The organism is Streptomyces sp. CC228A, from assembly GCF_021390935.1.
Taxonomy (GTDB): Bacteria; Actinomycetota; Actinomycetes; order Streptomycetales; family Streptomycetaceae; genus Streptomyces.
In genome coordinates this window covers 97,747-110,396 of sequence record NZ_JAJPUI010000002.1, presented here as the reverse complement: position 1 = coordinate 110,396, position 12,650 = coordinate 97,747, and the positions used below count along the sequence as shown (strand labels likewise).

Here is a 12,650-nt window from a genome sequence, read left to right as displayed (position 1 = left end):
CACCGCACGGCACGGACGGGGACCGACAGCCCGCAGGGACGCCGCCCGACCAGCGGCCCCGACCCCTCCCTCCCGAAAGGCACAGCGCATGGAGCAGTACGAGCCCGACAGCCTCTCCGCGGCCCAGGTGGCCGCGATGCGGCGGAGCCTGGCGAACGGCAGGGCCTCCCTCACCCGCCGCTCGCTGCTGCGGGCCTCGGGCGTCGGCGCCCTCACCCTCGGCGGCCTCGGAGCCCTGAGCGCCTGCGGCATCCCGCCCGCCAAGCGGGAGGGCCAGGGCACCTCCTCCACGGACCACTCGGCCGCGGAGAAGACCCTCGCCTTCTCCAACTGGACCCAGTACATCGACATCAGCGACGACGAGAAGCACCGCCCCACCCTGGAGGCGTTCACCCGGCGCACCGGCATCAAGGTCAAGTACACCGAGGACATCAACGACAACGTCGAGTTCTTCGGCAAGATCAAACCGCAGCTCGCCGCCGGCCAGGACACCGGCCGCGACCTGATCTGCGTCACCGACTGGCTCGCCGCCCGCATCATCCGCCTCGGCTGGGCCCAGAAGCTCGACCCCGCCAACCTCCCCCACGCCTACGCCCACCTGGCGCCGCAGTTCCGCCGCCCCGACTGGGACCCGGGCCGGGCCTACTCGTACCCCTGGACGGGCATCTCCACCGTCATCGCGTACAACATCAAGGCGACCGGGGGCCGCAAGGTCGACTCCGTCACCCAGCTCCTCGACGACCCGAAGCTCAAGGGCCGCGTCGCCTTCCTCCAGGAGATGCGGGACTCCGTCGGGATGACGCTGCTCGACATGGGCAAGGACCCCGGCAAGGTCACCGACGGCGACTTCGACGCCGCGCTCGGCCGCCTCCAGAAGGGCGTCGACACCAAGCAGATCCGCCGCTTCACCGGCAACGACTACACCGGCGACCTCAGCAAGGGCGACATCGCCGCCTGCCTCGCCTGGGCCGGCGACCTCATCCAGCTCCAGGTCGACAACCCGGACATCCGCTTCGCCATCCCCGCCGCCGGATACATGACCTCCACCGACAACCTCCTGGTGCCCGCGCAGGCCCGGCACAAGACCAACGCCGAGAAGCTCATCGACTACTACTACGAGCTCCCGGTCGCCGCCCAACTCGCCGCCTACATCAACTACGTGTGCCCCGTCGACGGCGTTGCCCCGGAGCTCGCCAAGATCGACCCCGAGCTGGCGTCCAACACGCTGATCCTGCCGGACAAGGCCATGGCCGCGAAGTCGCACGCCTTCCGCTCCCTGAGCACCGAGGAGGAGACGGCGTACGAGGCGAAGTTCGCCAAGCTCATCGGAGCGTAGGCGGGCCGGCGCCCGCACCGGCCGTGCCCGCCCGCACCGGCCGTGCCCGCCCGCACCGGCCGTGCCCGCCTCCGCAGGCCCCGTGCCCGCCCGGGGGGCGTCCACCCCCGGACCCCGAACCCCGCCTGAACGGCGCCCGTCCTCACACCTGGGACCACGACTCATGACGACCGACACCCACGCCGGAGGCGACCTCCGCCTCACCGGCATCAGCAAGACCTACGGCTCCTTCTCCGCCGTCCACCCGCTCGACCTCACCGTCCCCCAGGGCTCCTTCTTCGCCCTCCTCGGCGCCTCCGGCTGCGGCAAGACCACCACCCTGCGCATGATCGCCGGCCTGGAGGACCCCACCACCGGCACGATCCACCTCGGCGACCGCGACGTCACCGAGCTGCCCCCGCACAAGCGGCCCGTCAACACCGTCTTCCAGTCGTACGCGCTCTTCCCGCACCTCGACATCTCCGAGAACATCGCCTTCGGCCTGCGCCGCCGCGGCGTCACCTCGGTGAAGAAGCAGGTCGACGAGATGCTGGAACTCGTCCAGCTCGGCGACAAGGCCAAGCACCGGCCGCACCAGCTGTCCGGCGGCCAGCAGCAGCGCGTGGCCGTCGCCCGCGCCCTCATCAACCACCCCCAGGTGCTCCTCCTCGACGAGCCGCTCGGCGCCCTCGACCTCAAGCTGCGCCGCCAGATGCAGCTGGAGCTCAAGCGCATCCAGACCGAGGTCGGCATCACCTTCGTCCACGTCACCCACGACCAGGAGGAGGCCATGACGATGGCCGACACGGTCGCGGTGATGAACGGCGGCCGCGTCGAGCAGCTCGGCGCGCCCGCCGAGCTCTACGACAACCCGCGCTCCACCTTCGTCGCCAACTTCCTCGGCACGTCCAACCTCATCGAGGCCGAGGTCCTCGAAGCGGGCACCGACGTCACCGTCACCGCGGGCGGCGACACGCTGCGCCTCCCCGCCGACCGGTGCGCCGCGCCCACCGCCGCCGGCGGCACCCTCCTCCTCGGCATCCGCCCGGAGAAGATCACGCTCGCGCACGCCGACGACGCGGACGAGGTCCCCGCCGGACGCAACAAGGTCACCGGCCGCATCTCCGACACCTCCTTCATCGGCGTCTCCACCCAGTACGTCATCGACGGGCCGGCCGGCAGCGGCCTCCAGGTGTACGAGCAGAACATCGAGCGGGACCCGCGGCTCGTCCCCGGCGCCGAGGTCGTCCTGCACTGGAACCCCGCCCACACCTTCGGCCTCGACGCCGCCCAGGACCGCTCCGCCGGCGTGGAGACGGTGGAGGGCGCCGCATGACCGCGCTCACCGGTGCCCCGCCCGCGGCGAAGCCCCCCGCAGCCGCCCCCGCCCTGCGCAAGCGCTCCACCCGCAAACGGCTGGTGCCGTACTGGCTGCTGCTCCCCGGCATCCTGTGGCTGCTGGTGTTCTTCGCGCTGCCGCTCGTCTACCAGGCGTCCACCTCCGTCCAGACCGGCTCCCTGGAACAGGGCTTCACGGTCACCTGGCACTTCCGGACGTACGCGGACGCCCTCGGCGCGTACTACCCGCAGTTCGCGAAGTCCCTGCTGTACGCCGGGACCGCCACCCTGCTGTGCCTGCTGCTGGGCTACCCGCTCGCGTACCTCATCGCGTTCCGCGCGGGACGGTGGCGCCACCTCCTGCTCGTCCTCGTCATCGCCCCCTTCTTCACCAGCTTCCTCATCCGCACGCTGGCCTGGAAGACGATCCTCGCCGACGGCGGCGCGGTGGTCGGGGCCCTCGACGCCCTGCACGTCCTCGACGTCACGAGCGCGCTCGGCATCACCGAGGGCGACCGCGTGCTCGCCACGCCGCTCGCCGTGGTCTGCGGCCTCACGTACAACTTCCTGCCGTTCATGATCCTGCCGCTCTACACCTCGCTGGAGCGCATCGACCCGCGGCTCCACGAAGCCGCCCACGACCTGTACGCCTCGCCCGCCACCACCTTCCGGAAGGTCACCTTCCCGCTGTCCATGCCGGGCGTCGTCTCCGGCACGCTGCTCACCTTCATCCCGGCGAGCGGCGACTACGTCAACGCCGAACTGCTCGGCTCGACCGACACCAAGATGATCGGCAACGTCATCCAGACGCAGTTCCTGCGGGTGCTCGACTACCCCACGGCGGCCGCGCTGTCGTTCATCCTCATGGCCATCGTGCTGATCATGGTCACGGTCTACATCCGCCGGGCCGGAACGGAGGACCTGGTCTGATGCCGCTGCTGCGCTGGATCCGACGGAACCTCGTCGTGCTCGCGGGCCTCCTCACGCTCGCGTACCTCGTCCTGCCGAACATCGTCGTGATGGTGTTCTCCTTCAACCGGCCGCAGGGCCGCTTCAACTACGAGTGGCGGCAGTTCTCCCTCGACGCCTGGAAGGACCCCTGCGGCGCGCCCGACCTGTGCACCGCCCTCGGACTGTCCCTCCAGCTCGCCGCCTGGGCCACCCTCGCCGCCACCGCCCTCGGCACGATGATCGCCTTCGCGCTGGTCCGCTACCGCTTCCGGGCGCGCGGCCTGATCAACTCGCTGATCTTCCTGCCGATGTCGATGCCCGAGGTCGTCATGGCCGCCTCGCTGCTGACCCTCTTCCTCAACATGGGGGCGGAGCTGGGCTTCTGGACGGTCCTCATCGCCCACATCATGTTCTGCCTCAGCTTCGTCGTCGTCGCCGTCAAGGCGCGGGTGATGTCCATGGACCCGCGGCTGGAGGAAGCCGCACGGGACCTCTACGCCGGCCCCGTGCAGACCTTCCTGCGCGTCACCCTGCCGATCGCGGCCCCCGGCATCGCGGCCGGAGCCCTGCTCGCCTTCGCCCTGTCGTTCGACGACTTCATCATCACCAACTTCAACTCCGGCACCACCGTCACCTTCCCGATGTACGTGTGGGGCTCGGCCCAGCGCGGCACACCCGTGCAGATCAACGTCATCGGCACCGCCATGTTCGCCATCGCGGTCCTGGTCGTCGTCGCCGGGCAGTTCCTCGCCGCCCGCCGGAAGCGCACCGAACACCTCAAGTAACACCGGACACCCTGAGGGAGTTGGAAGTCATGGCCCCAGTCGCCATGCGTACCGCTGCACGATCACTCTCGGACGCCCAGCCCGTCCCCTACTGGCTGGAAGACCCCGGCAAGCCCGCCGCGCGGCCCGCCCTCACCGCCACCGAGCACTGCGACCTGCTCGTGGTCGGCGGCGGCTACAGCGGACTGTGGACGGCGCTCCTCGCCAAGGAGCGCGACCCCCGGCGGGACGTGGTGCTCATCGAGGGCCGGGAGGCGGGCTGGGCCGCCTCCGGCCGCAACGGCGGCTTCTGCGCCGCCTCCCTCACCCACGGCTTCGGCAACGGCCTCGCCCGCTGGCCCGGCGAGCTCGCGCAGCTGGAGGAGCTCGGCGCCCGCAACCTCGACGCCATCGAGGCGGCGGTCGCCGCGTACGGCATCGACTGCGACTTCGAGCGGACCGGCGAGATCGACGTCGCCACCGAGCCGCACCAGCTGGCCGAACTGGCCGAGCTGTACGAGGAGGCCGACCGGCTCGGCCTCGCCGACGGCCTGGACCTCCTCGACCGCGACGCCGTGCGCGCCGAGGTCGACTCGCCGACCTTCCTCGGCGGGCTGTGGGACCGGCGCGGCGTCGCCCTGCTGCACCCCGCGAAGCTCGCCTGGGGCCTCAAGCAGGCCTGCCTGGACGCCGGAGTGCGGATCTACGAGAACACCCGGGGGCTGTCCCTCGGCACGTCCGGCGCGTCGATGGCCGTCCGCACCCCGTACGGCCGGGTCCTCGCCCGCCAGGTGGCGCTCGGCACCAACGTCTTCCCCGCCCTGGTGCGGCGCCTGCGCCACTACACCGTGCCCGTGTACGACTACGCCCTCATGACGGAGCCGCTCACCGAGGCGCAGCTGGCCTCCGTCGGGTGGCGGAACCGGCAGGGCCTCGGGGACAGCGCCAACCAGTTCCACTACTTCCGGCTCACCGCCGACCGCCGCATCCTCTGGGGCGGCTACGACGCGATCTACCCCTTCGGCGGCCGGGTCCGCGCCGAGCTGGACCAGCGCCCCGAGACCTACCTGACGCTCGCCGAGCACTTCTTCCGCTGCTTCCCGCAGCTGGAGGGCGTCCGCTTCAGCCACGCGTGGGGCGGGGCCATCGACACCTGCTCCCGCTTCTCCGCGTTCTTCGGCACCGCCCACCGCGGCCGGGTCGCCTACGCGCTGGGGTACACCGGCCTCGGTGTGGGCGCGTCCCGGTTCGGCGCGGACGTGATGCTCGACCTGCTGTCGGGCGAGCCCACCGAGCGCACGGCGCTGGAGATGGTCCGCAGCAAGCCGCTGCCGTTCCCGCCGGAGCCGTTCGCCTGGGCCGGCATCGGCGTGACGAAGTGGTCTCTGGCCCGCGCCGACGCCAACGGCGGCCGGCGCAACCTGTGGCTGCGGGCGATGGACCGGTTCGGCCTCGGCTTCGACAGCTGAGGGCGCCCGCACGGCCGCGGCAGGCACCCGGGCGCCGGGGGAGTGAAGGGCGCGGGGTGCGGGGTGCGGGGTCCGGGGTGCGGACCGGGGGCGGTGCGGACGCGGCGCCTCCGCCTCCTCTGCGGCTCCCGCGGCCCCCGGGGCGCCTCGGAGCGCGGGCCGGCCGCATAGGGCCGTGGCCCCCGCGCTGCCCGCGCCGCCCGGGCGGGCGCGTTTACGATCGGCTCCTCCGGCAACGCGGTAGCTGGTCCACCCGGGCCGCTGCGCGTCCACCCGCGGGGAGGTCACCCCATGACGCAGCCGGGCAACTTCGACGTCGTGTCGCTGAAGGCGTACATCGAACGGGAGACCGAGGCCCTGCGCAGCGACGTGCGGCAGGTGACGGAGGAGGCGGCAGCGCCGCTTCCCGGGACTCCTCCCGGGTGGCGGCGAGGGCCGAGCGCGAGCTCGCCGAGGCGGCCGCGGAGCAGCGGGACCGGGCGGCCGGGGCCGTCGAGCAGTGCCCCTGCGGCCAGGGCGACGGCCCGGTGCACCTGTGCGTCGGTGCGGGCCCGGACCACGACCCGGAGCGGTGCCTGTGCGCCGCGCTGCCCGCCGTCCCCGCGTCCGCCGCGCTCCTGGAACCGGTACGGGACGGCTCCGGCACCGTCACCGACTTCCTCATCCGGGCCGGGAACCACGTCCGCTCCGCCCAGTGGCTGGCCCCGCCGGACCAGCAGGTCGGCCGCAGGTACCTCGCGGCCCTGCCGGGGGCGGCGGCGAGCGGCCTGCGCGACGCGCTGGTCGAGGTGCTGGAGACCGGCAGGGCACTGGGCGGCCTGGTCGTGGACTACACCGAGGAGCGGTTCGGCCGGCTGCGGCGCGTGCAGCTCGTGCACCACGCCGCCCGCTGCGGCGACCGGCTGCTGATGACGTGGCGGCCGGTGCGCAGCCAGGCGGAGCTGCTCACCATCGACGCGCAGCACCTGGCGTCGATGGGCTGGGGCCGGTGGGACCTGCTGTCGGGCACGGTGTCGTGGTCCGAGGGCATGCAGCGGATCTTCCGCGCCGACCCGCAGCTTCCGTGGTCCCTGCTGGAGATGTGCGACGCGGTGCTCCCCGCGGACGTCCAGGCGTTCGGCGAGTTCGCGGCGTCGGTGCTGGCGGGGGAGGAGCCCGCCTGGACCCGGATCCGGTTCAACGTGGTCGGGGAGGTCCGGACGGTGGACCTGCTGGGCAGGCCGGTGGCCGACACCGACGGGCGGCCCTGGGCGGTGCAGATGGTGGCCCGCGATCTCACCCCGCAGATGCGCAGCCGGCGCCGCCTGGTCGCCAAGGAGACGGAGGCCCGCCAGCTGCGGCAGCAGGCGGAGGCCGAGCGCCACGTGGCCTCGGTCCTGCGGGAGGCGGTGCTGCCGACGTACTCCTCGGGACTCGCGGAACTCGGCATCAGCGCGGCCGCCGCCTACCTGCCGGCGGAGGAGGACGCGGCCGTGGGCGGCGACTGGTACAAGTGCCGGCGCCAGCCCGACGGGCAGGCGCTGATCGCGGTGGGCGACGCGCAGGGCCACGGCCTGGACGCGGTGGCCCGCATGGCGCAGCAGCGGTACGCGACGGCCGGGCTGGCGCAGACGGGCGCCAGCCCGGGGTCCGTGGCCACCTGGCTGAACGAGCTGGTGGCCACGGACCCCGCCGCGGCGATGGCGAGCGTGGTCATCGGCCACATCGGCCCCGAGCGGATCCTGCGCTGGGCGTCCGCCGGGCACCCCGCGCCGCTGCTGCTGCGGGACGGCACGGCGTCCGCCCTGCCGACCGAGCACCGGGGCCCCCTCCTCGGCGCACTGCCCGGCCACGTGTACGAGACGGCCGAACTGCCCCTCGCCGACGGCGACCTCCTGCTGCTCTACACCGACGGCGTCGTGGAGCGGCGCGGCCAGGACATCACCGAGGGCGTCGACGCGCTGGCGCGCCGCCTGGTGTCCCTCGGCAGCGCCGAGCCGCAGCGGGTCGTCGACCGGCTGGCGGAGGAGTACGGGAGGGCGTCCCACGAGGACGACGCCTGCCTGCTGGCCGTACGCCTCCGCAGCCCGTAGCCGTAGCGCACGCGGCGTGCACGGCGTGTGGCAGCGACCGTGCCCCGGGCCCGGCAGCCGGGCGTCAGGCGGGCATGAGCCGGCTCGCCGCCGCGTCCGGGTCGCCGTGCGGGTGCCGATCCGGCGCAGGGAAGGACGGGGCGAGCAGCCGCACCTCGTGCCCCGCCGACAGCCGCAGCTCGATGATGGACCGGACGGTCGGCCACTCCTCGCGCAGTACCGAGTAGAACGCCGTGTCGCGCACCACCCCGTCCAGCCCGCGCGAGTGCGCCCGCCGCACGCCCTCGCAGGTGGCGCCGAGCCGCTCGATCGCCGTCCGCGACCGGCTGTTGCGGGCGTCGGCGCGCAGCGAGATCCGCCGCACGCCCCACGTCTCGAAGGCGTGGGCGAACATGAGCAGCTTCGCCTCCGTGTTGGCGCCCGTGCCCCGGGCGCTCGCCGCGATCCACGTGTTGCCGATCTCGGCGGCGTCCGGCACCGCCGTGACGGGATCCCCGAACGGTACGCCCGTGACCGGCGGCCACACCATCGGCCCCCGCCAGTAGTCCAGTTCGACGAACCGGGTGGAACCGATCACCCGCCCGTCGGCGGCGCTGAGCATCGCGAACGGCAGGGCGCGCCCCGCCGCCTGATCGCCCAGCGCCCGGGCGATGTAGTCGCGCGCCGCCTCGGGCCCGTCGGGCACCGGGGTGAAGGCGTACGCGGCACGATCCTGAGCACCGGCCTGGGCGAGGCCCTCCGCGTGGCACATGGCCAGCGGCTCCAGGCGCACCGTGCGCCCGTCGAGGACAACAGGTACTGGCAACGGAACATCGGTCTTTCACGAGCAGGGGAGCTCCCGCGCCGGCGTCGCGGCGCGCGAGTGAGGGAGAGGCTCGCCGGGCGGGGCCGTCCGTGTCACCGACGGGTGTGCACGGGCGGGCTGAACCGATGCGGCACCGGGGCGAGGAGCTCAGTATGCAGCCACGGAACCCCGCTGAACAGAACCCTGGGAGAAGGCGTGCGCACGCGCGGGTGAAACCTCTCACCACGCTTGCCGCGCCCGCTGTGCGCCCCCGTGAGCCCGTTCACTCCTTCGTGGTCTCCCAACCCGCGTAATGATCCGCGGCCACCCCCCTCTCCCTGTGTGAACGCACTGCTCACAGGGGCAGTCACACACGTCCGCAGACGGACAGGGAGGCTGTGCGCGATGACAGGTTCGGGGGCTTCGGGAACGTCCGGCTCCGGCTCGGCCGGGGCGAGGACACCAGAGGCCAGGGCGGCGGTGGAGTGGCTGGTGTCGGTGGCACCGGACCCGGACGCCTGCCGGTGGGAGTGGGAGCGCAGTCCGACGGGGGTCGCGCTGCTGCCGGCCGGGCGGCGCTGGGACGTGCTGATCATCCCGGGCAGGCTCGGCTACCCGACGCTCGACGTGCTCCAGCGCCTCGTCGGCCGGCCCGGCCCGGTCCTCGCGGACTTCGGCGACGCGCGCATGGGCTTCTTCGTCCCGCCGGGCACCGCGGCCCGCTGGGTGGGTACGGGGGTGCGCACCGCCGGCCGGGGCACCTGGATCGTGGTGCCGTACCCGGGGAGGACCACCGGCGGAGTGCGCTGGCTGGTGCTGCCGGACGGCGCCGGCACCCTCACGGATCCCGTGCTGCTGGAACTGGCCCTGCACGAGGCGGCCGGCAGCCTCGCCGGGCACACCCGCAGCGCCGAGGGCGGGACCGCGGCAGGGCGCCCCGGGCACCGGGCCCGGAACGGGGCCGGCAGCCCCGGGCACGGGGGCGGGGCCGGGGCGCGCCCCGGGCACGGGGGCGGCGGTCGCGTCGCCGGGGACGACCCCGCCGACGACCGGGGCGGGGACGCACCCGCGGAGGGCGGAAAGCACCCGCGCGAGCACGCCGAAGACGGCACGGGCGGCACCGTTCGAAGCGGCGGGGACGCACACGGCGACGGCGGGGAGGGGAACGGCGGCGGCACGGGCGGGACGGGCTGAGCGGCGGGGACGCACCCGACGGCGGAGGCGGCGAGGCGGCAGCAGTCGGCGCCGGAGGCGGTGACGTAGTCGGAGGCGACGGCGGAGGCGGTGAGGCGGCAAGAGGCGACCGCCGGGCGAAACGGGCCGGGAGGGCCGGCGGGGTGGGCGGCTGGGGGTGCAACCGGTCGCACGGGCAGCGGCGGAGGCGGCTGGGGGTGACACGGGTCGGGAACGGCGGAGGAGGCCGCCGGGGGTGAAGTGGGCCGGGCGGCCGGTGGCGGAGGGCAGCCGGGTCTGCAGGCCGCCGCCGGGCGGAGCGGGGGTCAGACCGGACCGCTTCGGCGGCCGGAGGCCCTCGCGGAGCTTCGACGGCCGCGTACCGCCCGCAGCAACAGCCCCAGCCCGCTGAACAGCAGCACGCTGCCCACCACGTCCAACGGCCAGTGGTAGCCCCGCAGGACGAGACCGCACCCCGTCGCCGCGACCGCGGCGGCGGCGACCGGCAGCAGCAGGCGCCGGTGCACCAGCAGCGCAGCCCCGCAGTACGCGACGAGGGCGGTGGCCGTGTGCCCCGACGGGTAGTAGCCGGCCGCCTCCGTCAGCGGCCCCGGCCGGGCGAGCAGCAGCTTCAGCGGCACGACCAGGGCGGGGACGAGGACCATGGCCGCGCCCGCGTACAGCGCGTGGGCCCGGCGGCCGCGCCCCACCGCGTAGACCATGGCGGCCAGCAGCACCGGCAGCGCGACGGGCAGCCCGCCGAGATCCGCACCGGCCTCGGTGAGCCAGGCAGGCCCGCGCCCGGCGAGCAGGCGCCCGGCGCGCTCGTCCAGCCGCAGCAGCGGGCCCCGGACGGCGACCTGCCAGGTGACCAGTGCGAACCCGCACAGCAGGAGAACGGCGGAAACGGAAGCCGGCCGCCCAGGAACAGGGGGGAGTGTTCCGGGGCGGCCGCCTGGACCGGTGTGCAGCCGCGCGCCCCGGGGGGTGTGGGGCGGGCGACGGTCCGATCGGTGAGGAGTGCCGGAGCTGGAAGCGCCGGCGGTGTGCGCTGAGGCACGCCCAGGACGGGGCTGGGGAGGCCCCTGCCTGGTGCCGCCCGCAGTCTCCTGCGAGCGGGGTTCTTCTCTCATCCACCACGACCGTACGACACACGGGAGGGGGGCCGACAGCCGGCTTTCCAACCCGCCATCGGCCCCCCACAGCTTCTTCACGTACCCGCCGGTCACCGGCCCGCGGGCACGGTCCGGCCGACCGGCCGGGGGATTCCTCAGACGCGGGCGAACGCGCCCTCGATGATGTCGAGGCCCTCGTTCAGCAGGTCCTCGCCGATGACCAGCGGCGGCAGGAAGCGCAGCACGTTGCCGTAGGTGCCGCAGGTCAGCACGAGCAGGCCCTCCGCGTGGCAGGCCTTCGCCAGCGCGGCGGCGGCCTCCGGGTTCGGCTCCTTGGCCGCCGGGTCCTTCACCAGCTCGATCGCGATCATCGCGCCGCGGCCCCGGATGTCACCGATGATCTCGTACTTCTCCTGCATGGCGGCGAGGCGGCCCTTCATGACCTCCTCGATGCGCTTCGCCTTGCCGTTGAGGTCGAGCTCCTTCATCGTCTCGATGGCGCCGAGCGCACCGGCGCAGGCCACCGGGTTGCCGCCGTAGGTGCCGCCGAGGCCGCCCGCGTGCGCGGCGTCCATGATCTCGGCGCGGCCGGTCACCGCGGCCAGCGGCAGACCGCCCGCGATGCCCTTGGCGGTGGTGATCAGGTCCGGGACGATGCCCTCGTCCTCGCACGCGAACCACTGGCCGGTGCGGCAGAACCCGGACTGGATCTCGTCGGCGACGAAGACGATGCCGTTGTCGTTGGCGAACTTCACGATCTCCGGCAGGAAGCCCTTCGCCGGCTCGATGAAGCCGCCCTCGCCGAGGACCGGCTCGATGATGATCGCGGCCACGTTCTCCGCGCCGACCTGCTTGGTGATCTGGTCGATGGCCTGCTTGGCGGCCTCGGGACCGCAGTTCTCCGGGCCGGTCGGCCAGCGGTAGCCGTACGCCACCGGCACCCGGTACACCTCGGGCGCGAACGGGCCGAAGCCGTGCTTGTACGGCATGTTCTTCGCCGTCAGCGCCATCGTGAGGTTGGTGCGGCCGTGGTAGCCGTGGTCGAAGACGACGACCGCCTGGCGCTTGGTGTGGGCACGGGCGATCTTGACGGCGTTCTCGACGGCCTCGGCGCCGCTGTTGAACAGCGCCGACTTCTTGGCGTGGTCGCCCGGGGTCAGCTCGGCGAGCGCCTCCGCGACCTCCACGTAGCCCTCGTACGGGGTGACCATGAAGCAGGTGTGCGTGAAGTCGGCGAGCTGCGCGGAGGCGCGGCGCACGACGGCCTCGGCGGAGGCGCCGACGGAGGTCACGGCGATGCCGGAGCCGAAGTCGATCAGGCGGTTGCCGTCGACGTCCTCGATGATGCCGCCGCCGGCGCGGGCGGTGAACACCGGCAGCACGGAGCCCACGCCTGCGGCGACCGCGGAGACGCGGCGTGCCTGAAGCTCCTGCGACTTCGGGCCGGGAATGGCGGTGACGACGCGGCGCTCCTGCGGGATTTCGGTCATGCGGGGCTCCTGGGGGTGCTTACGGACGCTATGTCTCTACTTTCTCCCGCAGGCTAGGCCCGGGCAGGCCGACCGGGCATGCGCCGTTCGGGAGTGGTGCGGCGGATCCCGTTGTCCGCCGCGGACATAGCGCGCGCGCCCGCGTGCGCCGTCCTCGCCGGCCGTACCGTCCTTTGCCG

9 protein-coding genes and 1 pseudogene are annotated in these 12,650 nt (G+C 73.7%); 7 read left to right on the top strand and 3 right to left on the bottom strand.

Going from position 1 to position 12,650, the window contains the following annotated elements; all coding sequences use genetic code 11:
- The first annotated feature begins 88 nt into the window (after positions 1-88).
- The 6 genes from L6E17_RS05900 (at position 89) to L6E17_RS30885 (ending at position 7,909) form a co-directional block, all read left to right on the top strand.
- Positions 89-1,336 (top strand): spermidine/putrescine ABC transporter substrate-binding protein, encoded by a 1,248-nt coding sequence (locus L6E17_RS05900; RefSeq protein WP_236239739.1) that lies wholly within the window; start codon positions 89-91, stop codon positions 1,334-1,336.
- A 163-nt stretch (positions 1,337-1,499) separates the two neighbouring features.
- The gene (locus tag L6E17_RS05895) at positions 1,500-2,651 is read left to right on the top strand and encodes an ABC transporter ATP-binding protein (protein ID WP_236239738.1); all 1,152 of its coding nucleotides are present in this window, start codon (positions 1,500-1,502) and stop codon (positions 2,649-2,651) included.
- Complete coding sequence (locus L6E17_RS05890) at positions 2,648-3,583, top strand: ABC transporter permease (protein WP_236239737.1); 936 nt, start codon at positions 2,648-2,650, stop codon at positions 3,581-3,583. Before L6E17_RS05895 ends, L6E17_RS05890 begins: the two co-directional genes overlap by 4 nt.
- The gene (locus tag L6E17_RS05885) at positions 3,583-4,389 is read left to right on the top strand and encodes an ABC transporter permease (protein WP_236239736.1); all 807 of its coding nucleotides are present in this window, start codon (positions 3,583-3,585) and stop codon (positions 4,387-4,389) included. Before L6E17_RS05890 ends, L6E17_RS05885 begins: the two co-directional genes overlap by 1 nt.
- Positions 4,390-4,418: 29 nt before the next feature.
- Entirely contained in the window at positions 4,419-5,837 is a 1,419-nt protein-coding gene (locus tag L6E17_RS05880; RefSeq protein ID WP_236239735.1) for an FAD-binding oxidoreductase, read from the top strand.
- Positions 5,838-6,259: 422 nt separating this feature from the next.
- The gene (locus tag L6E17_RS30885; RefSeq protein WP_236239734.1) at positions 6,260-7,909 is read left to right on the top strand and encodes a PP2C family protein-serine/threonine phosphatase; all 1,650 of its coding nucleotides are present in this window, start codon (positions 6,260-6,262) and stop codon (positions 7,907-7,909) included.
- A gap of 64 nt (positions 7,910-7,973) precedes the next feature.
- Here L6E17_RS30885 and L6E17_RS05870 read toward each other — a convergent pair whose 3' ends face one another.
- Complete coding sequence (locus L6E17_RS05870) at positions 7,974-8,714, bottom strand: GNAT family N-acetyltransferase (protein ID WP_236239733.1); 741 nt, start codon at positions 8,712-8,714, stop codon at positions 7,974-7,976.
- A 384-nt stretch (positions 8,715-9,098) separates the two neighbouring features.
- On the opposite strand from L6E17_RS05870, the pseudogene L6E17_RS05865 reads away from it, so the two are divergent.
- Positions 9,099-9,587, top strand: a pseudogene (locus L6E17_RS05865) (hypothetical protein); the annotation flags it as partial.
- Between the two features lie 605 nt (positions 9,588-10,192).
- Here the strand turns inward: L6E17_RS05865 and L6E17_RS05860 are convergent.
- Both L6E17_RS05860 and gabT read right to left on the bottom strand, forming a co-directional pair.
- Positions 10,193-10,999: a phosphatase PAP2 family protein gene (locus tag L6E17_RS05860; RefSeq protein ID WP_236239732.1), complete on the bottom strand. Its 807-nt coding sequence runs from the start codon at positions 10,997-10,999 to the stop codon at positions 10,193-10,195.
- A 137-nt stretch (positions 11,000-11,136) separates the two neighbouring features.
- Entirely contained in the window at positions 11,137-12,471 is a 1,335-nt protein-coding gene (gene gabT, locus L6E17_RS05855; protein ID WP_236239731.1) for a 4-aminobutyrate--2-oxoglutarate transaminase, read from the bottom strand.
- Between the last annotated feature and the right edge of the window lie 179 nt (positions 12,472-12,650).